The organism is Aeromonas sp. S2(2024) (genome assembly GCF_041402505.1).
Lineage (GTDB): Bacteria > Pseudomonadota > Gammaproteobacteria > Enterobacterales > Aeromonadaceae > Aeromonas > Aeromonas media.
The window spans coordinates 93,279-119,008 of the sequence record NZ_JBGLRL010000001.1 but is presented as its reverse complement, the minus strand read 5'-3'; the positions used below and the strand labels follow the sequence as shown (position 1 = coordinate 119,008).

22 protein-coding genes are annotated in these 25,730 nt (G+C 63.7%); 7 read left to right on the top strand and 15 right to left on the bottom strand.

The features are described from left to right. Positions 1–3: 3 nt before the first annotated feature. From ACB039_RS00540 to ACB039_RS00525, 4 genes are read right to left on the bottom strand one after another with little or no spacing between them, the layout of a single operon-like run. The gene (locus ACB039_RS00540) at positions 4–696 is read right to left on the bottom strand and encodes a response regulator (RefSeq protein WP_005324712.1); all 693 of its coding nucleotides are present in this window, start codon (positions 694–696) and stop codon (positions 4–6) included. 3 nt (positions 697–699) lie between these two features. Continuing rightward, on the bottom strand, positions 700–2,265 hold the full coding sequence (locus ACB039_RS00535) for a sensor histidine kinase (protein ID WP_005324714.1): 1,566 nt from the start codon (positions 2,263–2,265) through the stop codon (positions 700–702). Positions 2,266–2,282: 17 nt separating this feature from the next. Beyond that, the gene (gene maeA, locus ACB039_RS00530) at positions 2,283–3,833 is read right to left on the bottom strand and encodes an oxaloacetate-decarboxylating malate dehydrogenase (RefSeq protein WP_005324716.1); all 1,551 of its coding nucleotides are present in this window, start codon (positions 3,831–3,833) and stop codon (positions 2,283–2,285) included. A 22-nt stretch (positions 3,834–3,855) separates the two neighbouring features. Then, on the bottom strand, positions 3,856–5,166 hold the full coding sequence (locus ACB039_RS00525) for a 2-hydroxycarboxylate transporter family protein (RefSeq protein ID WP_005324719.1): 1,311 nt from the start codon (positions 5,164–5,166) through the stop codon (positions 3,856–3,858). Positions 5,167–5,391: 225 nt separating this feature from the next. On the opposite strand from ACB039_RS00525, the gene slyA reads away from it, so the two are divergent. From slyA to ACB039_RS00505, 4 genes are all read left to right on the top strand, one after another. Next, the gene (slyA, locus tag ACB039_RS00520; protein WP_005324722.1) at positions 5,392–5,865 is read left to right on the top strand and encodes a transcriptional regulator SlyA; all 474 of its coding nucleotides are present in this window, start codon (positions 5,392–5,394) and stop codon (positions 5,863–5,865) included. Between the two features lies 1 nt (position 5,866). Beyond that, entirely contained in the window at positions 5,867–6,922 is a 1,056-nt protein-coding gene (locus tag ACB039_RS00515) for an HlyD family secretion protein (RefSeq protein ID WP_041206231.1), read from the top strand. Positions 6,923–6,932: 10 nt separating this feature from the next. Further along, complete coding sequence (locus ACB039_RS00510) at positions 6,933–7,961, top strand: DUF2955 domain-containing protein (RefSeq protein ID WP_041207055.1); 1,029 nt, start codon at positions 6,933–6,935, stop codon at positions 7,959–7,961. Positions 7,962–8,144: 183 nt separating this feature from the next. Beyond that, positions 8,145–8,504 carry an MliC family protein gene (locus ACB039_RS00505; protein ID WP_005324730.1) on the top strand — a complete coding sequence of 120 codons (360 nt, stop codon included), beginning with the start codon at positions 8,145–8,147 and terminating at the stop codon, positions 8,502–8,504. A gap of 62 nt (positions 8,505–8,566) precedes the next feature. On the opposite strand, the gene ACB039_RS00500 is transcribed toward ACB039_RS00505, so the two are convergent. The 4 genes from ACB039_RS00500 to nrdD form a co-directional block, all read right to left on the bottom strand. Further along, positions 8,567–8,953, bottom strand: coding sequence for an energy transducer TonB (locus tag ACB039_RS00500; RefSeq protein WP_041206232.1), 387 nt, complete (start codon positions 8,951–8,953; stop codon positions 8,567–8,569). Between the two features lie 163 nt (positions 8,954–9,116). Further along, the gene (locus tag ACB039_RS00495) at positions 9,117–9,287 is read right to left on the bottom strand and encodes a YqaE/Pmp3 family membrane protein (RefSeq protein WP_025327864.1); all 171 of its coding nucleotides are present in this window, start codon (positions 9,285–9,287) and stop codon (positions 9,117–9,119) included. A 182-nt stretch (positions 9,288–9,469) separates the two neighbouring features. Continuing rightward, positions 9,470–9,985, bottom strand: a complete 516-nt coding sequence (gene nrdG, locus ACB039_RS00490) for an anaerobic ribonucleoside-triphosphate reductase-activating protein (RefSeq protein ID WP_042649496.1) — start codon at positions 9,983–9,985, stop codon at positions 9,470–9,472. Between the two features lie 96 nt (positions 9,986–10,081). Beyond that, positions 10,082–12,199: an anaerobic ribonucleoside-triphosphate reductase gene (nrdD, locus tag ACB039_RS00485; protein WP_041206235.1), complete on the bottom strand. Its 2,118-nt coding sequence runs from the start codon at positions 12,197–12,199 to the stop codon at positions 10,082–10,084. A 441-nt stretch (positions 12,200–12,640) separates the two neighbouring features. On the opposite strand from nrdD, the gene ACB039_RS00480 reads away from it, so the two are divergent. Continuing rightward, positions 12,641–13,624, top strand: coding sequence for an ABC transporter substrate-binding protein (locus ACB039_RS00480; RefSeq protein WP_371164911.1), 984 nt, complete (start codon positions 12,641–12,643; stop codon positions 13,622–13,624). 70 nt (positions 13,625–13,694) lie between these two features. Here ACB039_RS00480 and ligA read toward each other — a convergent pair whose 3' ends face one another. From ligA to ACB039_RS00465, 3 genes are all read right to left on the bottom strand, one after another. Beyond that, positions 13,695–15,701 (bottom strand): NAD-dependent DNA ligase LigA, encoded by a 2,007-nt coding sequence (gene ligA, locus ACB039_RS00475; RefSeq protein ID WP_371164910.1) that lies wholly within the window; start codon positions 15,699–15,701, stop codon positions 13,695–13,697. Positions 15,702–15,800: 99 nt separating this feature from the next. Beyond that, complete coding sequence (gene zipA / locus ACB039_RS00470; RefSeq protein WP_139751589.1) at positions 15,801–16,928, bottom strand: cell division protein ZipA; 1,128 nt, start codon at positions 16,926–16,928, stop codon at positions 15,801–15,803. 15 nt (positions 16,929–16,943) lie between these two features. After that, the gene (locus ACB039_RS00465) at positions 16,944–20,318 is read right to left on the bottom strand and encodes an AAA family ATPase (protein ID WP_371164909.1); all 3,375 of its coding nucleotides are present in this window, start codon (positions 20,316–20,318) and stop codon (positions 16,944–16,946) included. Positions 20,319–20,598: 280 nt separating this feature from the next. On the opposite strand from ACB039_RS00465, the gene cysZ reads away from it, so the two are divergent. After that, positions 20,599–21,363, top strand: coding sequence for a sulfate transporter CysZ (gene cysZ, locus ACB039_RS00460; protein WP_043131025.1), 765 nt, complete (start codon positions 20,599–20,601; stop codon positions 21,361–21,363). A 134-nt stretch (positions 21,364–21,497) separates the two neighbouring features. Continuing rightward, complete coding sequence (locus ACB039_RS00455; protein ID WP_042649503.1) at positions 21,498–22,112, top strand: trimeric intracellular cation channel family protein; 615 nt, start codon at positions 21,498–21,500, stop codon at positions 22,110–22,112. 94 nt (positions 22,113–22,206) lie between these two features. On the opposite strand, the gene ACB039_RS00450 is transcribed toward ACB039_RS00455, so the two are convergent. The 4 genes from ACB039_RS00450 to ACB039_RS00435 all read right to left on the bottom strand — a co-directional run bounded on the left by ACB039_RS00450 (position 22,207) and on the right by ACB039_RS00435 (position 25,554). Beyond that, positions 22,207–22,458, bottom strand: a complete 252-nt coding sequence (locus ACB039_RS00450; protein ID WP_371164908.1) for a DUF3862 domain-containing protein — start codon at positions 22,456–22,458, stop codon at positions 22,207–22,209. 61 nt (positions 22,459–22,519) lie between these two features. Further along, positions 22,520–23,065, bottom strand: coding sequence for a YcbK family protein (locus ACB039_RS00445; protein ID WP_041206241.1), 546 nt, complete (start codon positions 23,063–23,065; stop codon positions 22,520–22,522). Positions 23,066–23,213: 148 nt separating this feature from the next. Further along, on the bottom strand, positions 23,214–24,695 hold the full coding sequence (locus ACB039_RS00440) for a murein L,D-transpeptidase (protein WP_041206242.1): 1,482 nt from the start codon (positions 24,693–24,695) through the stop codon (positions 23,214–23,216). A 91-nt stretch (positions 24,696–24,786) separates the two neighbouring features. Continuing rightward, positions 24,787–25,554, bottom strand: coding sequence for an ABC transporter substrate-binding protein (locus ACB039_RS00435; RefSeq protein ID WP_171272381.1), 768 nt, complete (start codon positions 25,552–25,554; stop codon positions 24,787–24,789). Between the last annotated feature and the right edge of the window lie 176 nt (positions 25,555–25,730).

Sequence of the window (25,730 nt, the reverse complement as noted above, 5' to 3'; positions counted from 1 at the left end):
GCCTCAGCTGCTGCGGCGCCAGTGGTAGCGGCGCTCGGGGCGACCGCGCTGGCCGTAGTTGAGATCCACGTCCAGCTTGTCTTCGGACTCCAGAAACTCAAGGTAGCGGCGCGCCGTGGTGCGGCTAAGCGACAACCGCAGCGCCACCGTGTCGGTGGAGAAGGCGGTGTCCGGCTCCCCCGCCAGCAGCTCCAGTACCTGGCGCAAGGTGATGGCGTCTATGCCCTTGGGGGTGTCGCGCACCTCCCTCGGCTGAATGCGCCCCTTGCCCATCAGACGGTCGAGATCGCTCTGCTCCAGCAGGCCGCGCTCGCACAAGCGGCGATGCAGGGTCAGGATCTCGTCCAGGCTCTGCTGGATGCGAAACAGCCGCAGCGGCTTGATGATGTAATCCTGCACCCCGAGATTCAGGGCCTGCTGTATGGTCTCCACGTCGCAGGAGGCGGTCACCATGACCACCAGCACCTCCCGGTTGTGGCTGCGCAGCCGGTTCACCCACTCCAGGCCCGAGCCGTCTGGCAGGGAGATGTCCACCACCAGCAACTGGGGTTCGGTGGCACGCATCATGAGATCGGCCTGGGCCAGGCTCTCGGCCCGCCCCAGCAGGGAGTAGCCCGGGGTCGAGGAGATAAGCTCGGCCAGGATGGCGCCGATCCGCTCGTCGTCCTCGATAACAAGAGTGAAGATTGGCTTCATGACTCACACCAATTGGTTTTTATTCAAATAGATACCGAACAAAGTCGTCTGTTCGGCGGTGCGGCGCCATTCTATCATACCCCCACGGCGAGCCACCGTCTTCTTGACCAGGAAGAGGCCGACCCCGTGATCCCCGGTCTGGCGGCTGACCCCATAGTCGAACAGGTGATCCGCCAGCGCCTCGTCCACCCCCTCGCCACTGTCCTCCACCTCGATCACCAGCCGGCGCCCGAAGTCATCCACCGAGATGAGCACCCGGGGGGCGCACCGCTGGCGGTTCGCCCAGGCGGCCCGGATGCCGTTGTCCAGCAGGTTGCCGATGCAGGTGATGAGATCCGCCGACACCTCGGCCGGGTACTCCCCGAGCGCCGAGCCGGGATCCAGCACCAGCTCGACCCCGAGCTCCCGCGCCCGGCTGAACTTGCCGAGGATGAGACCGGCCACCGGCTTGTTCTCGATGGAGCGCAGCAGATCCTGCAGCATGGTCTGGCAGGCCTCGTTCTCCTGCTGGATGAGCTCCACCGCCTGATCCACGTGACCGAGCTGCAGCAGGCCGGAGAGGCTGCTCAGCTTGTTGGCAAACTCGTGGGTCTGAATGCGCAGCATCTCGGCATACTGGCGCAGGTGGGTCACCTGCATGCCGAGGCTGCCGGTGCCGTCCGGCCGGCTGAAGATCAGCATGCGCCCCGGCTCGCGGCCGCCGAGCTCCTGCCAGTGGCCGACGAAGGCCTCCCCCTGCACGGTGAAGTTCACCCCCCCCTCCTGCTCCAGGGCGGGCAGCAGGCCGGGGGCCAGCTCGGCCAGGGAGTGCCCCAGCAGGGCGTGGCGACCGGTGCCCGGCAGCCGCAACTGGTAGAAGGCCGCGCTGTTGAGCATCTTGATGCGATGGTTGCCATCGAGGGCAACTATCCCCTCCGAGATGCTCTCCAGCACCAGATCCTGCTGGGCGAAGCGGTTGACTATGGTCTCCGGCTCCAGATCCAGCAGGGTGCGCCGCAGCCGGTGCTGCAACCAGAACGCCAGCAGCAGACCGCAGCCCAGCACGGCGCCGATGGCGCTGATGAGCAGGGCTATCCGCTCCAGATAGATGCCCTCCACCGTGCGCATCAGGTAGCCCACCGCCACCGCGCCTATGGCGCGCCCGTCCGCCCCTATCACAGGCGAGAAGCAACGGATGGCCGGGCCCAGGGTGCCCGCGTCCCTGGAGCAGTAACTGCGCCGCCCCTGGATCGCCGGCCAGATGTCCTCGCCACGGAAGGTCGCGCCGACCAGCTCGGGGGAGGGGTGGCTCAGGCGGCGGGCATGCTCGTCGGTCACCACCATGTAGGCGGCATCGGTGCGGCTGCAGATCCCCTGCACATAGTCCCGCAGGCCGGGATCGCTGCCCTGCTGCAAGGCCTGCACCACCCGGGTATCCGCCGCCAGCACCCGGGCCAGATCGCTCCCCTTCTCCTCCAGGTTGCTCTCCAGCAGGTGGCGGATGAAGAGGGCGAGCAAGCCGCCCAGGATCAGGATCAGCAGCAGTGACAGCCCGAGGGAGAGGGTGACCAGTTGGTGGCGCAGTTTCATCGAGTTACCTTGCAGCGTCAGGAGGCGGACCAATAGTGCGGGCGCCACCAGGTCTGGTCAATGAGCGGTGCGGGATCACCGGCAAAATCCGCCAACCCCTCCTCGCGGGCGGCCAGGGCCACTGCTCTGGCGACGGCACGGGCCACCTCCCCCACCTGATCGATGGGAGGCAGCAAGCGGCCGGTCTCCAGGGGATAGGCCCCGACCGCCCGCACCGCCGCCTGCAACATGCCATCGCTGATGCGCCGCGCCTTGACCGCGCAGGCCCCGAGGCCAATGCCCGGGAAGACATAGACGTTGTTGCACTGGGAGACCACCCGCGCCTCTTCCGCCACCATGACGGGAGCGAACGGGCTGCCGGTGGCGAGCAGGGCGCGCCCCTCGGTCGCCCGCCACACCTGCTCCGGCGTCGCCTCGGCACTACGGGTCGGGTTGGAGAGCGGCAGGATCACCGGACGCTCGCACGCCTCCCCCATGGCCGTCAGCACAGCCTCATCGAACAGGCCCCCCTGGCCGCTCACCCCGATCAGCACCCCGGGGCGCAACCGGGCGATAAGCTCGGGCAGGGAGGTGCATGCCTCCTGTGACGGGCGGGCGAAGGGCTGCTGGGAGGGGGTCAGGTTGACCCTGTCCAGGCAGACCAGACCATCCTGATCGAACAGTTGCACCTGCTGTGGGCTGCCCGCCAGCCGGGCCAGCATGGCGGCGATCCCGCACCCCGCCGAGCCGGCGCCGACGATGAGCACCGGGGTGTCGGCCAAGGTGTTGCCCGCCTGCTGCAAGCCCGCCAGCACGCAGGCGGAGGCGACCGCCGCCGTGCCCTGGATGTCGTCATTGAACATGCAGAGCTCATCCCGGTAGCGGGCCAGGAGGTTGGCGGCATGCTTGCCGGCAAAATCTTCAAACTGCAGCACCACCTCGGGCCAGCGCCGTCGGATGGCCGCCACCACCTTGTCCATGAAGTGGTAGTAGGTCTCGCCGTCGATGCGCGGGGCCTGCCAGCCGAGGTAGGAGTCATCCTCCAGCAGCGCCGGGTTGTTGGTACCCACGTCTACGCACAGGGGCAGGGTACGGGCCGGATTGATGCCGCCGGCGGCGCTGTAGAGCGCCAGCTTGCCGATGCAGATCCCCATGCCGCCGATGCCGAGATCGCCAAGCCCCAGCACCCGCTCCCCGTCGGAGATGACGATGACGTCCACCTCCTGCTCCACCGCGGCGAAGATGTCGTCCAGCTCGTCCCTGTCGTGCCAGGAGAGGTAGAGGCCGTGGCTGCGCAGATAGAGATCGCTGTGGCGCTGGCAGGCCTCCCCCACCACAGGGGTGTAGATGATGGGCAAGAGCTCCGGCAGGTGGTGGCGCACCAGATCGTAAAACAGCACAGGGTTGTCCTCCTGCAACTGGCGCAGCAGCAGGTGTTGGTCGAAGGGACTCTGCATGGCCGAGACCAGGCGGTAGATGCGGCGCCGCTGCTGGGAGAGGGATTCCTCCTTGTGGGGCATGCGCCCCATCAGCCCCTGACGCTTGCGTTCGGCATAGGGCAGGCTGGTGCCCATCATGGTGTCGTTCATATCGGTTTCCTGTATCCAGTCGTCACGCGAACAGAGAGATGAGGGCGGTGGCCAGGATCAGCATCACGGCCCCGCCAAGGCGAGAGGAGATCTGGGCGAACGGCATCAGCTTCATGCGCTGGGCCGCCGACAGCACGGCCACGTCGCCGGTGCCCCCCATGTTGGCCATGCACAGGCCGCCGGTGATGGCCGCCTCGATGGGATAAAAACCTATCATGCGCCCCACCAGGGCCGCCCCCAGAGCGCCGCCCACCACTGTGGTCAACACCATGATGAAGTAGTTGACGGAGAAGGCGCCGATGAGCTCGGGGATGCTGGTGTAGGCCACTCCTATGCCCACCAGCAGGGAGGGGGTGAGGTTGCTCACCACAAACTGGTACCAGTCGGCCGCTGCCTGCTCGTAGCGGCGCGGCAATACACCACTCACCTTGATGAAGGCCACCGCCAGTATCATCAGGGCGAAGGGGTGCATGGGGATGAGGTTGCCGAGCAGGGAGCCCAGCACGAACATGCTGGAGCTGATGAAGAGGCCCATACCCAGGCTCTGCAGGGTCGGCGCTTCGGCCTGCTCGTCGGCGACGCTCTGGCCACTCTCTTTCACCATCAGCCTGCCGTTGCCGGTCAGGGAGGGGTAGCGGCGACCGAGGCGCGCCAGCAGGGAGCCCACCAGTATGGCCAGGGTGTTGGCGATCACCACGGCGGGCACCATGCGTGACAGCAGGTCGGCGCTGGACATCTGCAAGGGGCCGGAGAGGATCTCCACCAGCGGCACGGCGCCGGCGCCCATGCCGCCCCCCATGATGGGCAGGCCGATGAGCAACACCGCATTCTTGAAGCCGTACCCCATCAGGGAGCCGACCAGGCCGACGCTCAGCAGCGCCAGCGCCACGCCTCCCAGGATCACCGGCAGGTAGCGCATGGCAGCGTTTTTCAGCAGGGCGCTGCTCATGCCGAACACGGAGCCGGTCACCAGGCTGGCGATGAAGAAGTTCAGAAAGCCTCCCTCCTTCATGAAGCGGGTGATCACCTCACCCGCTTCGGCCGGCAGGATTCGGTACTCGAACAGGGCGGCGCCGCCGAAGATGGCGAGTATGGTGCCACCCCCCAGATATTCCCGGATGGGGGGGATGCGCTCGCCCAGCTCGCTCAGCAGGGTGCCGAGCACGAACATCAGCGCCAGGGCGCCGACCATGCCGAGTGGCAGGGAGCCGTTCCAGCCGGCGTAGAGGACGCAGGTGGCGAGCCCGAGGAAAATCATCATGGGCATGCCGGCGATCTGCTGGTCGCCCCAGGCGCTCTTCATCTGTACTTCAGGGGTAGAGAGGTTTTTCATTGTTATGCTCCAGCTTGTGGTGTGGCGCCACTCTACGTATCCCCTCCTCTGCTGTCGGTTAGCAGACCTGCAAAGCCATATAAAAACATTGAAACCTTAAGCACCATTCAGCCCCTCAGTGCCCCCCTCCCCCGCCGAAAACTGAACGTGACCTGCATCACACTATTTACTTAGCCTGCGAAATAAATATAATGCTTAGCAAGCTAAGTAAATAAGGAACCCGTCATGGGAAAGGATCTGGAAATGCTGCGCGAGCTCTCCCTCGCCGAACAACTGGGGCGACTGCACCGGTTGTGGCGCACCGTGGCCGACCTCGAGCTGGCCCCCCTGGGACTCACCCACCCCCGCTGGACCGCGCTGTGGAAGCTGAGCCGCCTCGGTGGCCACCTCAGCCAGAAGACCCTGGCTGAGGCGCTGGAGATAGAGCTGCCCTCCCTGATGCGCACACTGGGCCAGCTGGAAGAGCAAGGCCTTATCGAACGCCACTGCTGCAGTCAGGACAAACGCGCCCGCATCGTCACCCTGACCCCGGCCGGCAAGGCGCTGCTCGACAAGATCGAGGATCGCATCATCGCCGTGCGCCGGGAGTTGCTCGCTGGCATCAGCCAGCAGGAGCTGACGCAGTTTGAAGAGATAGTGCACCGCATATCCGCCAACGCCCTCGGCAAGATCGGTGCCCAGCATGAAGAGAGAGAATGAGATGACCCCGGATCAACAATTCAAGCGCTGGATCAAATGGGCCATCGCCTGCTTCACTCTGGTGTTTGGCTACTTCCTGCTGGCCGACATCAAGATGCCCCTCACCCCCCAGGCCATGGCCACCCGGGTCGTCACCAGGATGGCGCCCCAGGTCAGCGGCAAGGTGACCGAGGTCGCGGTAGCGAACAACCAGCATGTCAAGCAGGGGGATCTGCTGTTCGTGCTGGATCCGGCCCCCTTCGAGCTCGCGGTCGAGCAGGCCAGACTCGCCCTTGATCAGGCCGAGCAACAGAATCGCCAGCTGGATGCGACCCTCAATGCCTATGAGGCTGAGTACAGCTCCCTGCAGACCCAGGCGGCCCAGAAGCAGCGGGAAGCCGAGCGCATCGACGCCCTCTATCGCCGCCACATGGTGTCGGAGCAGCAGAAAGACGACGCCGACAGCGCCGCCCGCACCGCCCGTGCCAATCTGCTGGCCAGCCAGGCCCGGGTGGAGCAGGCTCGCGTCAACCGGGGCCTGCCCGGTGACGACAACCTGCTGCTGCGCCAGGCGCGCAACCGCCTGGCCCAGGCCGAGCTCAACCTCACCTATAGCCAGATCCATGCAAGCCAGGATGGCATCATCACCAACCTGCAGCTCAAGCCGGGCAGCGTGGCCACGGCAGGCTCTCCCCTGCTGGCCCTGGTCTCCGAGCAGGTGGACGTGATCGCCGATTTTCGCGAGAAGAGCCTGCGCCACATCACCCCGGAAAGCCGGGCGCTGGTCGCCTTCGATGGCGAGCCAGGCCGCCTCTACCCGGCCCGGGTCGCCAGCCTGGATGCCGGGGTCAGTGCCGGCCAGTTCGATGCCAACGGTCTCCTGGCCAATCCCGTCGAATCCGATCGCTGGGTGCGCGATGCCCAACGGCTGCGCCTGCACCTGACCCTGGAGCAACTGCCCGCCCATCTGCCGGCCGGGGCTCGCGCCACCGTCCAGCTGCTGCCGGACAACGCCCTGACCGGGCTGCTGGCCCGCGGCCAGATCCGCCTGCTCAGCCTGCTGCACTACATCTATTGAGATGACGACCATGAACCTGTGGCACAGACCCCTTACCGCCAACGAGCTGCGCCAGTGCCTGCGCATCGCCTTTGGCTGCACCCTGGGATTTGTGCTGTGCAAGATCTTCGGCTGGAGCAACGGGGTCTTCTTCACCGTCACCCCGGTGCTGCTGCTGGGGATGATCCCCGTGATGAACGGCCACGCCGCACGCCAGCTCATCGCCTCCGCCGCCATGTGCGGGCTGGAAGTCGGGCTGCTTGGCGGCCTGTTCGGCGGTCATCCCGGCCTGATGCTGCCCATCGTCTTCCTGCTGTTTCTCTACCGCTTTGCCGCCATGTCCCGGGGCAGCCTCTTCCTGTTCGGCGCCAATGGCGTGCTCAGCCTCAGCATCATGCTGCACTTTGCCAGCTATCCCGAGACCGATCTGAACGATCTCATCTTCAGCAACCTCTGGGCCAGCGTCCTGTCGGTGCTCATCGCCTACCTGATGACGGCGCTGATCCCGGATGTGGAGGCGCGGCCCGCCCCCACCCCCTCTCCCAAGGCACCGCACCGGATGCGTCACGAGGCGCTGCTCGGCGCCAGCATTGCCACCCTGTCGTTCCTGGTGTTCCAGCTGTTCGATCTGCGGGACTCCATGTCCGCCCAGGCAACCACCCTGCTGGTGCTCTTCCCCATGCACTGGGACGGGGCCCTGAGCTACGCCCGCAAGCGCGCCATGGGCACCCTGCTGGGGGTAAGTTTCGGCATACTGGGGCAACTGGTGCTCTATGACTGGTCCGGCTTGCTCTTGCTGGTGACCCCGCTGCTCTGGTTGGGAGCCATGCTGTTCAGCCATGCCCATGTGAAGGAGGCGAGCGGCTCCGGCGTTGGCTTCGGTGCCCTCACCACCCTCGGCATCCTGTTTGGCCAGTACCTGACGCCCGGCAACGATCTGGTGTTCAGCGCCCTGTACCGGGTCAGCAGCATACTGTTTGCCATCGTCGCCACCCTGCTGGCCTGCTACCTCATCCACCGCCTGCTCAACCGCTTCGAGGCGACCCGCTTCGGCCATTGATATCTCTTTTCTGTAGCCCAAGGACGGCACCCTTTCGCCCCGCTCGCCTGGCGGGGCGTTTTTTTGCCCGCTGACTGTGCAGGGTGACGGACGCATCCCGACGCAAGAGGGGGACACCGAGGTTGCAGTTGCCTCTCAGCCTGTTAGGCTCAAGGCCATATGACACCGATCAAAGGATGCGACATGAAACAGGCCAAGCTCTTTCTACTGGGGATAGGCACCCTGACCCTGCTCGGCGGCTGCGATCTGGGGGCCGGCAAGCTGGGGGTGACAGGGGGCGATCCCGTCACCTACCTGTGCGAACAGAACCAGAAGGTGCAGGTGCGCTACTTCTCCCTCTCGGACGAGAGCCTGAACTTCGTCAAGCTTGCCCTGCCCGATGGCAAGGATTACACCCTGCCCCAGGCGGTCTCCGCCTCCGGCGCCCGCTACACCGACGATCACGAGGTGGTCTGGTGGAACAAGGGGAAGGAAGGCTTCGTGGAGATGCGCGATGACGCCGGGGAGTGGCAGAGCCGCTACAACGACTGCAAGGAACAATAAGCCCCGCAGGCAACAGCGCCCGCGCACAGTGACAAAGACCCCGGCCAAGGCCGGGGTCTTTGTCATCTCACTTCGACGTCATATCTGACCACCACCCGCACCGGGATGGCTTGTGGATTCTGCTCGGACACCCGATAACGCACCTGCGCCAGTCCAGAGATGGCGATGAGATCCAGCACGCCGGGTGGCTCGGATGACAGGACCTCGGGACTGAACAGATCGCCATTGGAATCGATGAGGTAGCGAAGCGTCACACAACCCTTCACCGGCCTCTCTTTGGGCAGTCCACCGACCGGATTGAAGTCGCCTATCTGCTCCACCTGAACCCAGTATCTGGGCAGGTCTTCCCAAACGATATCCACCGGAGGCTGATTCAGCTTCGCGGTGGGGCTGGCACATCCCCCCAACAGGGCCAGGGTGGCCCACAGCAACAACAGTTTCAAACGCACTGACACTCCCTCTTCGTCAAACCGCTCGGCTCCTTGAACGGCCAGCCAGTGTCAGACAGTGTCAGACAGTGAGGCTCATTCGGGAAGTCCCCATCTGGCGAGACACTCTCGCGGGCAATAAAAAGGCCAACCCTGGGGTTGGCCTTGTTCGCACGGGGATGGCTCAGGCGCGCTTGTCGCTGACCACCAGCCAGAGCGCGTGGACCATGCCGGGCAGGCCGCCGAGCAGGGTCAGCACTATGTTGATGAAGAAGTGCAGGCTTAAGCCCACCTGGATAAAGGCACAGACCGGCGGCAGGAAGATGGCCAGCAGGATCTTGAGCAAATTGTTCATCTCATGGTTCCTCATGAAAGATGTCTCGTGATTCGGATGGGCTAACCATAAACATCCCTGGCCTCAACTGCAAACCACAGCGGACAGCTTCCGCGCCTTTCTCGCCCGGGATTGAGCCAGGGTTCAGCTGACGAAGGCCCGCGTCCCCACGTCATCCTGGGATCTACGGGTTGTGGCGATGATCATGCCAGCCGTTGGCAAGGGATCAGTCCCTTGTGCTCCCGCTCCCGCCAGGCGTTGAGATCGTGAATGATCTGGTTGCTGCTGCCGCGCCAGAGCAGGCCGGGATCTGCCAGCTCTTTTTCAAACTTGCCATCCACCAGCACATCCAGCAGGGCGATCAGCTCGCGCTGGGCCGGGCTGAGCTCGCCGAGCAGGTAGCCGGTCCAGCACCAGATGTCCTTGCCCGGGCACTCGGCACGCACCCGCCGTACCAGCGCCAGCACCTGAGGTACGTTGGCGGGGTGGAGCGGATCGCCGCCCGAGAGCGACAGCCCCCGGCGCTTGATGCGGCTGTCATTGAGATCCTGGATGATGCGATCGCTCATCGCCGCATCGAACGGCTTGCCGCCATCGAGCCGCCAGGTGCTCTGGTTGTAGCAACCCGGGCACTGGTGCTCGCAACCCGACACGAACAGGGTGGCGCGGGTACCGGGGCCGTTTATGACATCGACCGGATAGTATTGGTGATAATGCATCGCTTGTTTCCTGCCTCCTTCATAGGGGTGCAAACGGTCGCCATCCCATGAAAATGGCCCCTTGCAACAGGGGCCAGCGCTTCATCGTTACCGCACTTACATATGCTTGACGCGACGTTTCACCTCTTCCTGCTTGCCCGCATTGAAGGGGCGCGCATCCGGGCTGCCGAGGTAGCCGCACACCCGGCGGGTCACTGACACCTTGGCGGGATCGTGGTTGCCGCAGCGCGGGCAGGTGAAGCCCTTGGAGGTACATTCGAACTCGCCGGTGAAGCCGCAGTCGTAGCACTCGTCGATGGGGGTGTTGGTGCCGTAGTAGGGCACCTTGTCATAGCTGTAGTCCCAGACGTTTTCGAGCGCTTCCAGGTTGTGCTGGATGTTGGGGTACTCGCCATAGCAGATGAAGCCGCCGCTGGCGATGGGCGGATAGGGCGCCTCGAAGTCCAGCTTGTCATAGGGGTTCACCTGCTTCTCCACGTCCAGGTGGAAGCTGTTGGTGTAGTACCCCTTGTCGGTCACCCCGGCCACCACGCCAAACTCCTTGGCATCGATGCGGCAGAAACGGGTGCAGAGGTTCTCGCTCGGAGTGGAGTAGAGGCTGAAGCCGTAACCTGTCTCCTCCTTCCACTCGTCGGTGGCCGCCTTGAGCCGCGCGATGATGGCGATGGCCTTCTGGCGCAGCACCTCGCTGTCAAACAGATGGGCATCGGTGCCGAACAGGGCGTTGATGGTCTCGTGCACCCCGATGTAACCCAGGGAAATGGAGGCACGGCCATGTTTGAAGATCTCGCTGACGTTGTCGTCCGCCTTGAGGCGCACCCCGCAGGCTCCTTCCATGTAGAGGATGGGGGCGACCCGCGCCTTGACGCCATCCAGTCGCTCGATGCGGTACATCAGCGCCGTCTTGGCCACCCGCAGGGCGGCATCCAGCTTGTCCCAGAAGTCCGCCTCGTCGCGGGATCTCAGGGCGATGCGCGGCAGGTTGAGGCTCACGACCCCCAGGTTGTTACGCCCTTCATGGATCAGTTCACCATTCTCTTCATAAGCGCCGAGGAAGGAACGACAGCCCATGGGAGTCTTGAAGGAGCCGGTCACCTTCACGACCTGGTCATGGTTGAGGATGTCCGGGTACATCCGCTTGGAGGCGCACTCCAGGGCCAGCTGCTTGATGTCGTAGTTGGGATCCCCCGGCTTGTGATTGAGGCCATCCTTGATGGCGAACACCAGTTTCGGGAACACGGCGGTCTTCTTGTTCTTGCCAAGGCCAGCGATGCGGTTGCCGAGGATGGCACGTTGGATCATTCGCGACTCCCAGCTATCCCCCAGGCCAAAGCCGAAGGTGACGAAGGGGGTCTGACCGTTGGCGGTGTGCAGGGTGTTCACCTCGTACTCCAGGGACTGGAAGGCGTCGTGACACTCCTTCTCGGTGCGGGCCATGGCGTAGGCATCCACGTCGCCGATGCCCCACTCCTCGGCCACTTCCCGATGCTTGTGCCAGCTGATGGTCACATAGGGAGCCAGCACCTCATCGATGCGGTTGATGGTGGTGCCGCCATAGATGTGGCTCGCCACCTGGGCAATGATCTGGGCGGTGACCGCAGTGGCGGTGCTGATGGATTTGGGGGTGTCGATCTCCGCATTGCCCATCTTGAAGCCATGGGTCAGCATCCCCTGCAGATCGATCAGCATGCAGTTGAACATGGGGAAGAAAGGGGAGTAGTCGAGATCGTGGAAGTGCAGATCGCCGCTCTCGTGGGCCTGCACCACCTCGCGGGGCAGCATGTGGCTGATGGCGTAGTGCTTGGCGACGATACCCGCCAGCAGGTCGCGCTGGGTCGGGATCACCTTGGAGTCCTTGTTGGCGTTCTCGTTGAGCAGGGCCGCATTGGTCTGCTCCACCAGGCCCCGGATCTCCTGGGCCAGTCGGCCACGGGCCTCGCGGGCCTGATCCCGGTCGTGACGGTACTCGATGTAGGCGCGGGCGATGGCCTTGTCGTCGGACGCCATCAGGTGGTTCTCGACCCGGTTCTGGATCTCGTGGATGTCCACCTCGCCTCGCCCCTCCAGCTCCTGGCTGACGGCACCGGCGATGCGCTCGGCCAGCATAGGGTTGGCCTGATTGACCGCTTCCGCCGCCCGGCTTACCGCCTCGGCAATCAGCTGGCCATTGAATGGTGCACGACATCCATCGCGTTTGATCACTACCGGTTTCATCGATTTTCCCCGCGTTAAAGGCCTGGCTCTCGCCCTCGGCTCACCCTTGTTGAGTCCCCTTCACCGCACCAGTCCCCGGCGCAAATAAATTCAGCCGAGGCGTGAGAAACCCGGGCTGACACTGAGAGGGTGACGACTTATGCACAGCTTGATAACACTATATATGGGTGTTTTTTTTATGATAACCCCTATATGTGGGGTGTATTAGGCACCAAAGCGGTACCTCGTTTCTTGATCCAGAACAGGTTTTGGGAGGGGTGGTGCAGTTCACAACCAGCGCCAAAAGAGGCTTATTCAACGCATCCCAGACGGGGAGCGGGCTGGCGCACCATACGACCGGCTGGAAAAAGATTTCCCCTCCGACAGTAATTGACCGGGACAGGCCTGCACCAAGATGGACATAATGAGTGACGACTCTTTTCTTGTCCGATGGGAATCGACATGAACAAGCCTGTATTGCGGTGGCTGCTACTGCTGCTGTGTACCCTGCCGCTGCGGCTGTGGGGGGCCGAGATCCTGGTGATCAGCAGCTATCACCCCGACTACCTGTGGGATCGGAGCTACAACGCCAGCCTGGAGGCCCATTTGGGCAGCAACCACCGCATCAGCCACTTCTACATGGATACCAAGCGTCGCTCTCCCGATGACTTCGACCAGATTGCCGAGCAGACGCTCGCTTTCTACCGGCAGACCAAGCCGGATCTGGTGGTGCTCGGCGACGACAATGCCATCAATTACCTGGCCAGAGAGATCGCCACCCTCGGCACCTCGGTGGTGTTTCTCGGCATGAACGAGAATCCGCGCCACAAGGGGCTGGTCGGCCATCCCAAGATCACCGGCGTGCTGGAACGCCCCCTGCTCAAACGCAACATCAACGAGATGAGCCAACTGATGGGGGGGCTCGACAAGGCGCTGGTACTGTTTGATTCCAGCAACGTGTCGCTCACCGCCATCGAGGACGAGTTCAAGACCCAGACCGAGTTCCGCGTCGGCCAGACCCTGGTCAACAGCCAGTTGATCGGCGACTACGGCCTGTGGCAGGAGGCCGTGCTCAACGCCAAACAGAATGGCTATCAGGCCATCTTCATCGGCCTCTACCACACCCTCATCGACGAGCAGGGCAGGCATGTGGACGAACAGCAGGTACTGGCGTGGGCCAGTGCCCACAGCCCGGTGCCGCTGTTCTGCTTCTGGGAGTTTTCGGTGGGCAAGGGCCGCGCCATCGGTGGTCTGGTGCTCGATGGCCGCGATCAGGGGGCCAAGGCGGCCGAACTGGTCAATGCCATACTGGCGGGGGCCCAACCCAAGACCCTGGCTCCGCGTGCCGCCCTGCGCGGAGAGTATGTCTTCAGCGAAAGCGAGTTGGCCCGCTGGCGGCTCACCCTGCCCGACAAGTGGCGCTACAGGACCCTTTGGCGCGACTGACCCAGTCAGGCCCTCATAACAAAGAACCCGGCCATGCCGGGTTCTTTGTTTCTCGTTCTGTGTTGGCGACTCAGCCCTGCAACGCCTGTTGCAGCTCTTCTTCACTCCAGACTGTGATACCGAGCTCCTGCGCCTTGGCGAGCTTGGAGCCTGCCGCCTCCCCCGCTACCAGCACATCGGTCTTGGCCGACACCGAGCCCGCCACCTTGGCCCCCAGGGCCTGCAGCGCCGCCTTGGCATCGTTGCGGGACAGGGTGGTGAGGGTACCGGTCAGCACGAAGGTCTTGCCGGCGAAGGGCTGATCGCTTGCCTCCTTCTTCTCGATGGCCGGCCAGTGGATGCCGGCGGCCAGCAGGGCCTCCAGCACCTCGATGTTGTGGGGCTGGCGCAGGAAGTAGTAGACGTGCTTGGCCACTATGTCCCCCACATCGGCCACTTCTAGCAACTGCTCCACCGAGGCGGCGCGCAGGGCATCCAGAGTGAGGAAATGGTTGGCGAGGTTCAGCGCCGTCGCCTCCCCCACCTCGCGAATGCCCAAGGCAAACAGGAAGCGCGGCAAGGTGGTGCTGCGGGCCTTGTCGATGGCGGACACCAGATTGAGGGCGGATTTTTGCCCCATCCGCTCGAGACCGGCCAGCTGGATGGCGTTGAGGCTGAACAGATCCGCCGGGGTCTTCACCAGCCCCTTGTCCACCAGCTGCTCCACTATCTTGTCACCCAGGCCGTCCACATCCATGGCGCGGCGAGCGGCGAAGTGCTTGATCGCCTCCTTGCGCTGAGCCTCGCAGAAGAGGCCGCCGGAGCAGCGGGTCACCGCCTCCCCTTCCAGTCGCTCCACCGCAGAGCCGCACACAGGGCACTGGGTGGGGAAGAGGATCTCGCGGGCATCAGCGGGGCGCTGCGCCTCCACCACGGCCACTATCTGCGGGATCACATCCCCCGCCCGGCGCACTATCACGGTGTCGCCGATCATGACGCCAAGGCGCGCTATCTCGTCCGCATTGTGCAGAGTGGCGTTGGAGACGGTGACGCCGCCGACGAACACCGGTTTGAGCTTGGCCACCGGGGTGACGGCGCCGGTACGGCCGACCTGGAACTCGACGTTCTCGAGCAGGGTCATCTCCTCCTCGGCCGGGAACTTGTGGGCCGTGGCCCAGCGCGGGGCCCGGGCCACGAAACCGAGCTCCTGTTGCAGTGCTATGTCGTCCACCTTGTAGACCACGCCGTCGATCTCGTAGGGCAGCTCGCTGCGGCGGGCCAGGATGTCGTCGTGGAAGGCCTGACAACCGGCAGCGCCCTCCTTGAGCTTCACCTCGGGGCTGAGCGGCAGCCCCCAGGCTTTGAGCTGGTTGAGGCGAGCGAAGTGGGAGTTCCCCAGCTCGTCGCCGCCTATGCCAACCCCGTAGGCGTAGAAGCTCAGGGGACGGCTGGCGGTGATGCGGGAATCGAGCTGGCGCAGACTGCCGGCAGCGGCGTTGCGCGGGTTGACGAACACCTTCTCCCCTGCCGCCTGCGCCTTGGTATTCATCGCCTCGAAACCGGCCTTGGGCATGAAGACCTCCCCCCTCACCTCTAAACGGGCGGGCCAGCCCGAGCCCCGCAGGACGAGCGGAATGGCCTTGATGGTGCGTACATTCTCGGTGATCTCCTCCCCCGTGGCGCCATCGCCCCGGGTGGCCGCCTGCACCAGCTGACCGTCCACATAGAGCAGGCTGACCGCCAGACCATCCAGCTTGGGCTCACAGCAGAAGGTGAAGTTCAGCTCGCGCTTGAGGCGATCGCGCATGCGCTGCTCGAAGGCCTGCAGCTCTTCGTCACTGAAGACGTTGTCCAGGCTCAGCATGGGGATCTCGTGGCGCACCTGGCTGAAGGCCGAGAGTGGCTGGCCGCCGACCCGCACGCTCGGGGAGGCCGGGGTTTTCAGCTCGGGGTGGTCGACCTCGAGCGCAATCAACTCGCGCATCAGGCGATCGTATTCGGCGTCCGGCACCGTGGGGTTATCCAGCACATAGTACTGATGGCCGTATTCAACCAGCAGCTCACACAATTGACGGTGGCGGGAGAGGATGTCGCTCATGAAGAAGTCTCGAAGTGTGATGGAACAATCAGTCTGGGGCAGAAATGAAAATGCGGCACCGGGGTACCGCACTTTTCATGGCTGAGGCCAAATGGCGCATCAGTCGCGGCTGGCCTCGTAGGCCGCCAGCTCATGGCGATAACGGGCAATGTCGTCGTCGCTGAGCGGGCTGCGCGAGGCATCGGTCAGCATGGCATCGAGATCGCTCGCCAGCTGATCCGCCGCCTGCAGCATGTGCTCGAACGCAAAGGCCGCATTGCTGCGCAGGGGCAGCTGCATGAAGAGGGACACACCCGGAGTGCTGAACTGCTCCATGCGATAGGGATTGAAGGTACCCGGCTTGACCATGTTGATCATGGAGAAGAGCACTTCACCCTTGCCGTTGAGATCCTCGTGACGGTGGAAAATATCCATCTCGCCAAACTTGAAGCCCAGCGCCAGCAGGGAGGAGAGCAGGGTCGCCCCTTGCAGATCGTGACCAGGACGGGCCATCAGGTTGATGACATAGACATCCTGCCAGATCTTCTCGACCGGCGGCTGCTCCTGGACGGGCTCTGCCACCTGGACCGGCTCTTCGTAGGCGGGCTCGTCATCATAATCGGGCTCTTCATACGCAGGCGCGGGCTGGGCATAGCGGGCTTGCTGCTGCGGCGCGGGCTCGCGGGCACCGAAGGTCGGCGCCTGGGCGTAGGCCGGCTCCACCAGCGGCTCGTCGTCCAGTGGCTGCATCATGGGTTCGCGCTGGGGGCGGGAGCGGTGCACCGGGGTGCGGCGGATCACCTGGGCAGGCTTGCGTACCGGCGCGGCAGGCACCTCTTCGACAGGCTCGGCGCTCGGCTCCTCATACTCGTCTTCTTCTTCATAGACGGGGGGCGGCGTCACCGGACGGGGGGCTGGCTTGCGCACCACGGGCGGCGGCAGATCGTCATCCTCGTCCTCATCGAAGGCGGGCACGGTGGCGGCACGGCGGGGTTCCGGCTGATGGGCCTCGTCGCTGCGCAGCTTGGGCTCGGCACGACGGCCACCGCTGACCACGCGCACCTGACCGATGCCATCGCTGTCAAACGCATCGCTGTCACGATCCCGTGACTTGGATTCCATCCGACCCAGGGGTTTTTCCTTGATCGGTGCCTGACGGTTCTTTCTGTTGCTCCACAACCCGTGAATGAGCAATGCCGCGATGGCAATACCGCCCAGGGCAACCAAGATGTAACGCAATTCCTGCATTAGCTGCTTCTCTTTCTAGTTTTGCTCAGCCAAAGCGACGGCTTCACCGATGTCAACCGACACGATGCGAGAAACCCCGGGCTCTTGCATCGTGACGCCTATCAGCTGCTCGGCCATCTCCATGGAGACCTTATTATGACTGATGTAAACGAACTGTACTGTGCTCGACATCTCTTTGACAAGAGAACAGAAGCGACCCACGTTCACTTCATCGAGCGGTGCATCCACCTCATCCAGCAGACAGAAGGGAGCTGGATTGAGTCTGAAGATGGCAAAAACCAGCGCAAGGGCGGTTAGCGCCTTCTCCCCCCCGGAAAGCAGGGCAATGGTAGCATTCTTCTTGCCCGGAGGTCTTGCCATGATGCTCACCCCGGCTTCCAAAAGATCGTCCGAGGTCAGCTCAAGCCAGGCACTGCCCCCCCCGAACACTTTCGGGAACAGGGATTTTAAATCTTCATTGACCTTATCGAAAGTGTCGCGGAAGCGTATTTGTGTTTCTTTATCAATTCTTTTAATGGCTTGGCTCAGGGTTTCGAGCGCCTGCTCCAGATCCTGGCACTGATTTTCCAGGTAGCTTGCCCGGGTTTTCGCCTCTTCATACTCCTCCAGCGCCGCCAGGTTGATGGCGCCAAGTGCCTCCACTTGTGTCTCCAGTGTCTGGATCTCCTGGCGTAGCTTGCCGCGATCGGCGGCGATGAGCACGGCCTGATCGAGATCCACCAGACGCACGCCCAGCTCTTCGAACTGCTCGTGCAGCCCTTGTCGCCGGGTGAGGTTGCGCTCCCGCTCCAGTCTGAGCTGGGCGAGCTTCTCCTGCAGGGTCACCAACTGTTTGTGGTCGGCGCTTCTGGCCTGCTCCAGCTCGGCCAACTGACGCTCCAGCTCGGCGAGCCGCTGATGACAGGCCAGCTGCTGCGCCTCCAGGTTGCGTTGCTCCGCCAGCAGGGGCGAGATGTCCTGCGCCGCCTGAGCGTCCGGCCCTTTGAGCTCGGCCAGTTCCAGCCCGAGCCGGGCCAGCTCCTGCTCGCGCAGGGCGATGAGCTGCGCCAGATTTTGCTGCGCCAGTTGCCAGCGCTGGCAGCTTGCCTGTTGCTGCTCCCGGCGCGCACGCGCCTCCTCCAACGCCCGCTCGGCACTGGCGACTCTTTCCTGGGCCAGCAAGAGTGCCTCCGCAAGCGGCTCCCCCTGCTCCTGCAGCTCGGCAAGGTGCGCCTCTTCCAGCTCGAGCTGCTGCTGGGCCGCGGCCAGCCGCTGCGCCTCCTCGGCCTGTTCCTTGTCCAGCCGGATCAGCTCTTCCCCAAGCTGGCCTAGACGCAGCAGCCGCTCCTGACGCTGGCCCTGCTGCAGGCTCCAGGCTTCCCGCAGTTGCTGCCATCGCAGCTCCTGCTCGCGCAGGGTGCGCTGGTTCGCCTCAAGGGCGCTGTGCAAATGGGCGCGGTCGGCATCTGCGGCCTTCAACTGGGCATCCAGCTGAACCAGGGCCTGCTCCCCAGCGGCCAGTTCGGTGTGTAACCGCTCACGTTCACCGAGCAGCGCCAGGGTGCCGAGGGCGCCGCCCTGGCCGAGATCGGCCCAGTTCGGGCCAAACCAGTCCCCCGCCGGGGTCAGCACAGACTCACCGGCCAGGAGGGATGACTGGCGGGCCAGGGCCGCCTCCCTGTCATCGGCCAGCCAGATGACGTTGAGGAAGGCGGGGATGTGATCCCCCTCGATCCGGGCCGCCAGGGTACCGGGCACCGCAGGGTGAGCCGGGCCAATCCAGAGTCCGCCCTGCTCGAGGTTGCACTGGTCCCCCGGCTCGGCGGTGAGCCAGCGCCCGAGCACCTTGTCCAGCCCCTGGGCCCACTCGGGGGCGACCTGCAGCCGATCCGCCAGGGTGGCGCCCAGCATCTGCTCCCCCAGCATCTGATTAAGAGTGGTGAGGCGGGCCCCGAGCTCGCGTAGCAGGCCGCCCTGCCGATCTCGCCGTTCTTTGAGGGCCTCGTGGCTGGCCACGCCGGCCTGCCACGCCTGTTCCAACGCCTCGTGGCGGGCACGAGAGAGTGCCAGCTCATCCGACAGGGCATCCAGCGCGGGCTGCAGGCTCTCACCTTCCCCGCCGAGGGGACCGGCCTGTTCATCCTCCAGCTTGAGTCGCGCCAGCCGTGTCTTGGCTTGCAACTCCTGCAGGCCGCTTCGCTGGGCGCGGGTCTGGTTGAGCCTGCCCTGTGCCTGGCCGAGCTGCTGCTGCCACTGCTGCTGGCGTTGGCGGGCCAGCTCCAGCCGCTCACCTGCCGCGAGGCGAACAGCCTGCTGATCGGCAAGTAACTGCTCACACTGCTCGAGGCGCGCCGACTCCACCTCTCCCTGGAGGGTGCCCTCGGTCAGCTGCTCCTGCTGGCTCACCAGCTCCCCCCTGATGGTCTCGATGCGCTCGCCCAGGGCCTGACGCCGTGCCTGCCAGTCACGACCGAGTTCGGTCTGGTGAAGCTGCTGCTGTTCGAGGCGGGCGATGGCCTGGCCGCCAAGGAAGATCTGCTGCTGACGGCTCGCCTGCTCGGCCTGAGCCTCCTGACGGGCTACCGATAGTGTGACGTGGCGCCCTTCGTCCGCGGTGCGCTTGGCATCGAGCGCCGCCAGCGCCTGCTCTGCCTGGGTCAGCTCGCTCTTGGCCTCGCCGAGGCGAGTCTCCAGCGCCCACAGCTCGGAGCCGATGAGCTCGGCCCTTGCGGTACGACTGCGGCTCTTGAGCTGCTTGTAGCGCTCGGCGGTTTCGGCCTGGGATTTGAGGTGCTCGAGACGGGAACCCAGCTCGCCACGGATGTCGCCGAGGCGCTCCAGGTTCTCCTGGGTGTGGCGGATGCGCTGCTCTGTCTCCCGGCGCCGCTCCTTGTAGCGGGAGACGCCGGCAGCCTCCTCCATGAAGAGCTTGAGGTCCGCCGGGCGCGACTCCACCAGCCGGCTGACGGTGCCCTGCTCTATGATGGCGTAGCTGCGCGGGCCCAGGCCGGTGCCGAGGAAGAGATCGGTCACGTCCTTGCGACGGCACTTCTGGCCGTTGATCTGGTAGTGGTTGGAGCCGTCACGCAGCACCTCGCGGCGCACCGAGATCTCGGTATAACGGCCAAATTCACCGGGCACCCGGTTGTGGGGATTGTCGAACACCAGCTCCACCGAGGCGCGGCCATGGGGGCTGCGGTTGATGGAGCCGTTGAAGATGACATCCGTCATGTTCTCGCCGCGCAGGTGGCGGGCTGAGCTCTCCCCCAGCACCCAGCGCACGGCGTCGATGACGTTGGATTTGCCACAGCCGTTGGGGCCCACCACGGCGGTCATGTCGGCCGACAGTTCGATGCGGGTCGGCTCGACGAACGACTTGAAGCCGGCGAGTTTGATCAGTTTCAGACGCATGGCGACCCGTGTCAGTGGCGAAATGAAGAGGCGGCGGGCGGGCGCTCAGCCCACGAATATCATCCGACGTCCGGCCTGACTGGACGGGATATCGGGAATAGTTCGCGACTTTACCAGATCCGAACCCGGCCTTGTTGGGACTACGTAGGCAGCCAGCACACCCATATCATCCGACGTCCGGCCTGACCTGGCGGGATATCGGGAATAGTTCGCGACTTTACCAAATTGGAGGCTTGTTTGTAATATGCTGGCACCCTACCCATTCATTGATGGATCTCAGATGAGCCAATCCCCTCACATGGTCAAAGATTCGGTCAGCGGTGCAGACTACTTCCTGCGCGGCTTCTCCCTCATTCGCCAGCCGGGCATCCGCACTTTCGTGCTGATCCCCCTGCTGGTCAACTTCGTGCTGTTCGCCGGTGCCTTCTATGCCCTGCTGCTGCAACTCGACGGCCTGTTCGCCTGGCTGCATCAGCAGATCCCGAGCTGGCTCTCCTGGCTCGACTACCTGCTGTGGCCCATCGCCCTCATCACCATACTGGTGGTGTTCTCATTCATCTTCAGCTCGGTGATCAACTGGATAGCCGCCCCCTTCAACGGCCTGCTGGCGGAGAAGGTGGAGCAGATCCTCACCGGCGAGGCGGTGAGCGACACCGGCATGCTGGACGTGGTCAAGGACGTGCCGCGCACCTTCAGCCGCGAGTGGACCAAGCTGAAGTACTACCTGCCCAAGGCCATCGGCTGCCTGATCCTGTTCCTCATTCCGGTGGTGGGCCAGACCCTGGCACCTGTGCTCTGGTTCCTGTTCAGCGCCTGGATGATGGCGATCCAGTATGTGGACTACCCGTTCGACAACCACAAGATCGACTTCATCACCATGCGCGATGCCTTGAAGCAGCGCCGCGGCAAGTGCCTGAGCTTCGGTGCCCTGGTCACCCTCTTCTCCGCCATTCCCGTGGTCAATCTGTTCGTGATGCCGGTCGCCATCTGTGGCGCCACCGCCATGTGGGTGGATCAGTATCGCAACGAGCAGCTTCGCCGCTGAGCCGCGCAGACATAACCAAAAACGGGGGCACAGGCCCCCTTTTCATTACTTAATCTAATGCAAACATGAGAGTACTTGTCGTGCCAGACCAGGCTTGTTAGGATGCGGGCCTTTCTCGCACCCTGGGATAACTCATGTTACATGCACTCTTCTTGCTCGGCCTGGTGGCCGAAGGGATGACTGGCGCGCTGGCGGCGGGCCGGCGGCGGATGGATCTGTTTGGTGTCGTCATCATCGCCTCGGCGACGGCCATAGGGGGAGGTACCATCCGGGATGTGCTGCTGGGGCACTACCCCCTGCTCTGGGTGGAGCACCCCGAATATGTGCTGCTGGTGGCGGGGGCAGCCATGGCAGGCGTCATCTCGGCCCCGCTGATGCGTTATCTCGGCAAGCTGTTCCTGGCGCTCGATGCCCTGGGGCTGGTGGTGTTCTCCATCTTTGGCGCCGCCCGAGCGCTCGAGATGGGCCACGGGGCCGGCATCGCCTGCATCATGGCGGTGGTGACCGGGGTGTTTGGCGGCGTGCTGCGGGACTTGCTGTGCCAGCGCATCCCGCTGGTGTTCAAGCGCGAGCTCTACGCCGCCGTCTCCCTGGTGACAGCCGCTCTCTACTGCTTCGCACTGGATCAGGGCCTACCCAATGACTGGGCCGCCTTCGGGGCCATCGGCATCGGCTTCGTGCTGCGGCTGCTGGCGGTGCGCTTCAAGTGGGGACTCCCCACCTTCAATTACCAGTACGCCACCCACTGAGCGCGCCAGTTTCTGGCCAGATTGGCTGGATTGCACACAACAAAAAAGCGCCGGATGGCGCTTTTTTGTTGCTGATGGCAGTGAAAAAACTGACTCAGTTGATCCCTTCCGAACTGAAGAAGGTGGCCTTGTCGGCGATGAAACGGATCTTGATGTTCTTGCCCTCACCACCCCAGACGCAGCTGGTGGTGCCGAGCGCATCGCCGCAGCGCTCCGCCTTGCCAAGGATGGCGCTCGCCTCGGCATAGGTGATCCCCATCTTCAGCTTGTCGTAGTTTTCCCGGTTCAGCTTGCTGCACCCGGTCAGCAGCAGGGCGATCAGGCCCCCGATCAGAATCTGCTTCATCTGTCTCTCCTCTGGATAGAGCCCAGAGCCTAGCAGCTCGGAGCCCTCCTGTGCCAACCCGTTACCAGCTGCGCACCGGGCCGGTGTCGAGGTGGACGAAGTTGTCGGAGGGGTAGTAACCCACGCCGCCGACCTTGAGGTTCAGAGCCGCCTTACGCAAGTGCGCCAGCTGCACGCCGGGGATGCGCACATCCACCGCCTGCCCCAGGGTGTGGTAGCTGTGTTTGGCGACGCCACGGCTGCGCTGGCGCTTCTGGCGATTGGTGGCCGGGGAGCGATACCCCGAGATGAGCTGGATCTCCCCCTTGCGGCCCAGCTTGTGCTGCAGCAGGAAGAGCTGATCGAACAGCTTCCTGTCGATGTTGAACACCTCGTTGCGGCGATAGTCTCGGAAGATATGGTTGAGCTCCGCCAGACCATCGTTCAGATAACGGCCATTCTCCCAATAGCTGGCGTTGACCCGCTCTCCGGTATTGAGGTTGAAGAAGCTGAGTTCACGCCCTGTGGTACTGCGGCTCGCCACGGCCGGGAACGACAGCAGGCTGGCCCCCATCAGGCAACCGGCCCCCAGCAGCAGACGGCGTCGGCTTATCTCTTGTTCCAGCATCCGTTGTCCGTCCATTCCAGAGTGAAGTAACAGTGGTGAATGAATATGATACAGAGGCCGAAACTACCCGCCCGTAAAAGTCATGTCAAACCGCAAAGGCCCATGAAAAAGCCCGGCACTGGCCGGGCTTTTCACTCTGTGGCGGGGATCACAGCAAGCGGCTCTGAAAGCTCACTCGATCGAATCCGTAAATATCATTGCGCAGTTGCTGGCGCCCCTCTTCATCGATCCAGCTGCTCCAGTAGACGGTGAACACCGGGATAGGGGTAGTCAACGGCAACCACTTGGTCTGGGTCTCTTTCAGGATGCTGGCGACCTTGTCCGGCTGATAGCGGGAGTCCGCGAGCAGCAGCTCGGCCAGATCGTCCGCATGCTCGACCCGGATGCAACCGGAGCTGAAGGCACGTGCCCCCTGCTCGAACAGAGCCCTGCGCGGCGTCGAATGCAGGTAGATGGCATCGTTGTTCGGCAGGTAGAACTTGTAGCGCCCCAGGGCATTGTGATCCCCCGGCTTTTGCCGCAACCGATAAGGGAAGCCCGATGCCAGTGCATGGTGCCAGCCATCTTCGCTGAACTGCACCGGATTGCCCTCGCCGTCGATCACCTCGAACTGTTCGCGATCCAGATAGGCGGGATCCCGTCCCAGCTTGGGCAGAATGTCCTTGCTCAGAATGGAACGCGGCACATGCCAGGCGGGATTGAGCACGATGGAGCGGATCTCGCTGGCAAGGATGGGGGTGGCCCGCTGCTCCTTGCCGACGATGACCCGACTGGTAAAGACCTCGCTGCCGGACTCCACCACGCTCAGGCGGTAATCCGGGATGTTGACCAGCACGTAGCGGCCGGCGAGGTGATCCACCAGATCACGACGCCACAGGTTGCGCAGCAGCAGGCTGGCACGCACTTGCGGCCCGGTATTGAGCCAGGAGCGGGTCTGACGGCCGATGATGCCGTCGGCGGTCAGGCCATGGCGGCGCTGGAACTGCTTGATGGCCTGTTCTGTCTCGGCGTCATAGGTGGCATCCTGGTGGTTCGGGGCACCGTCCCCCAGCTCGTTGAGGATGGAGCGGATCTGGCCAAGCTCGGTAGCGCTCTCCCCGGCTCGCAGGGTCGGCATGTCCAGGGTCGGCCAATGCTTGGCCATGGGCATGGCCAGCAGCTTGCGCACTTCATCGCGTACGGCCTCATATTCGGCGACCTGGGGCCTGAGCTGTTTGACCTGATCCAGCAGGTTGTCACCCAGGGGCTCATGGGCCAGGGGCTTGGTCAGGTCCAACTTGAGGGTCTGCATCTGCTCGCGGGCGACCAGGTCCATGGCGCGCCAGGCTTGCTGGAAACGCGCCAGCTTGCCGAAGGCTTCGTCGTAGAGGGCGCCGCGCCGATCGGCCGGGGTCTTCTGCAACTGCTGCCAGAGCCGATAGAAATCCGGGTGCAACTGGGCAAGCACCGCCTCCTGCAGTTGCAGCTCCAGCTCATGGCGTGCCTGTTCTGCGGTACTGTTCTGATACCAGTCATGCTGGATGCTGGGACTGGCCACCACCATCTGTTCTGTGCTGGCATGGACCATGCCAGCCGGCCAGCAGCCCAGCCAGATAAGGTTTGCCAATGCCAACCAATACTTCTTACCCATGCTTCTTACCACGCTTGCCTCAAATCGGTTCACTTCGGCCTGTCAGGCGCAACGGTCAGGTGCCCATGATGCGGGAATGGCGGCGACTTTGCTAGCGGGCGGAGGTGTAGCGTCGCCAGATGAGCGCATGCTCCCCGCTCTTGCCAACGGCCATGATCGCCTGATTGAATCGCTGCACGAATTCGCTCGATATCGTCTTTTTGCTCAACATGAAAGAGGTCGGCGTCTCGTAGATCCCCATCACATGGGGGACCACCTCCTCCGACAGCCCCTCTTTCTTCAGACCCCAGGGAGTGGCCAAACTATCCCCGAGAAATCCGTCTATCCGACCCAGCACCAGTTTGCGGTAATTCTGCACGTCATTGACTGCGCTCACCTGATCAGGGTAACGGCGCAGCAGTTCGGAGATCTCGGCGCCATAGTAGTAGTCCCGGGTGATCCCCAGCCGGTGGCCCTGAGCCAGCCAGCTCCCCAGATCCGTTTCATCGTCGGTACCGGCCTTGCGCACCCAGAGCGCCGTCCTCCCCGGATTGTAGGCGGTGGAGAACCAGGCATAGCGCGCCCTGTCCTCAGTGAAGTAGGCCTCCATGGCGATGTCCTGCCGCCCCAGTTCCAGCTCGTGCAGCCCCCGCTTCCAGGGACGCTCTACATAGATGAGACGGCATCCCAGCCGGGCCGAGACGGCGTTGAGATAGTCGACCGCGAAGCCGCGCAGCCGCTGTTTGTCGCCATCCTGCTGGTAATAGTGGTAAGGGGGCCAGTCATCGAAACCGACGCGCAGCGGGGAAGGACAGAGCGGTTGAGCCAACAGCGAGTGAAGGGGCAAACAACAGAGCACACACAGGAAGAGCAGTCTCATGGGTCATCCTTGACGGCGGGACGGGTCATCTTAATTCTGTCAAACGAAAATGGCGACAGATCCTGCCACAGCGATGCACTATATCAGCCATTTGCCTGATAAGGCCATGGGCAGGACAGGGCGCAGGTCGCACTGGATGCCCGCCACAAAAGCCGGATGCGCACGACACCAAAGCC

Excerpts from the sequence above, each read along its gene's own strand:
- zipA (WP_139751589.1), bottom strand. The coding sequence starts at position 16,928 with ATGCAGGAATTGCGTTACATCTTGGTTGCCCTGGGCGGTATTGCCATC.
- ACB039_RS00465 (WP_371164909.1), bottom strand. The coding sequence starts at position 20,318 with ATGCGTCTGAAACTGATCAAACTCGCCGGCTTCAAGTCGTTCGTCGAG.
- ACB039_RS00445 (WP_041206241.1), bottom strand. The coding sequence starts at position 23,065 with ATGCTGGAACAAGAGATAAGCCGACGCCGTCTGCTGCTGGGGGCCGGT.
- ACB039_RS00480 (WP_371164911.1), top strand. The coding sequence starts at position 12,641 with ATGAACAAGCCTGTATTGCGGTGGCTGCTACTGCTGCTGTGTACCCTG.
- ACB039_RS00455 (WP_042649503.1), top strand. The coding sequence starts at position 21,498 with ATGTTACATGCACTCTTCTTGCTCGGCCTGGTGGCCGAAGGGATGACT.
- ACB039_RS00540 (WP_005324712.1), bottom strand. The coding sequence starts at position 696 with ATGAAGCCAATCTTCACTCTTGTTATCGAGGACGACGAGCGGATCGGC.
- nrdG (WP_042649496.1), bottom strand. The coding sequence starts at position 9,985 with ATGCATTATCACCAATACTATCCGGTCGATGTCATAAACGGCCCCGGT.
- maeA (WP_005324716.1), bottom strand. The coding sequence starts at position 3,833 with ATGAACGACACCATGATGGGCACCAGCCTGCCCTATGCCGAACGCAAG.
- ACB039_RS00510 (WP_041207055.1), top strand. The coding sequence starts at position 6,933 with ATGAACCTGTGGCACAGACCCCTTACCGCCAACGAGCTGCGCCAGTGC.
- ACB039_RS00505 (WP_005324730.1), top strand. The coding sequence starts at position 8,145 with ATGAAACAGGCCAAGCTCTTTCTACTGGGGATAGGCACCCTGACCCTG.
- ACB039_RS00440 (WP_041206242.1), bottom strand. The coding sequence starts at position 24,695 with ATGGGTAAGAAGTATTGGTTGGCATTGGCAAACCTTATCTGGCTGGGC.
- ACB039_RS00535 (WP_005324714.1), bottom strand. The coding sequence starts at position 2,265 with ATGAAACTGCGCCACCAACTGGTCACCCTCTCCCTCGGGCTGTCACTG.
- ACB039_RS00435 (WP_171272381.1), bottom strand. The coding sequence starts at position 25,554 with ATGAGACTGCTCTTCCTGTGTGTGCTCTGTTGTTTGCCCCTTCACTCG.
- nrdD (WP_041206235.1), bottom strand. The coding sequence starts at position 12,199 with ATGAAACCGGTAGTGATCAAACGCGATGGATGTCGTGCACCATTCAAT.
- ACB039_RS00495 (WP_025327864.1), bottom strand. The coding sequence starts at position 9,287 with ATGAACAATTTGCTCAAGATCCTGCTGGCCATCTTCCTGCCGCCGGTC.
- ACB039_RS00515 (WP_041206231.1), top strand. The coding sequence starts at position 5,867 with ATGACCCCGGATCAACAATTCAAGCGCTGGATCAAATGGGCCATCGCC.
- ACB039_RS00450 (WP_371164908.1), bottom strand. The coding sequence starts at position 22,458 with ATGAAGCAGATTCTGATCGGGGGCCTGATCGCCCTGCTGCTGACCGGG.
- ACB039_RS00525 (WP_005324719.1), bottom strand. The coding sequence starts at position 5,166 with ATGAAAAACCTCTCTACCCCTGAAGTACAGATGAAGAGCGCCTGGGGC.
- cysZ (WP_043131025.1), top strand. The coding sequence starts at position 20,599 with ATGAGCCAATCCCCTCACATGGTCAAAGATTCGGTCAGCGGTGCAGAC.
- ligA (WP_371164910.1), bottom strand. The coding sequence starts at position 15,701 with ATGAGCGACATCCTCTCCCGCCACCGTCAATTGTGTGAGCTGCTGGTT.
- slyA (WP_005324722.1), top strand. The coding sequence starts at position 5,392 with ATGGGAAAGGATCTGGAAATGCTGCGCGAGCTCTCCCTCGCCGAACAA.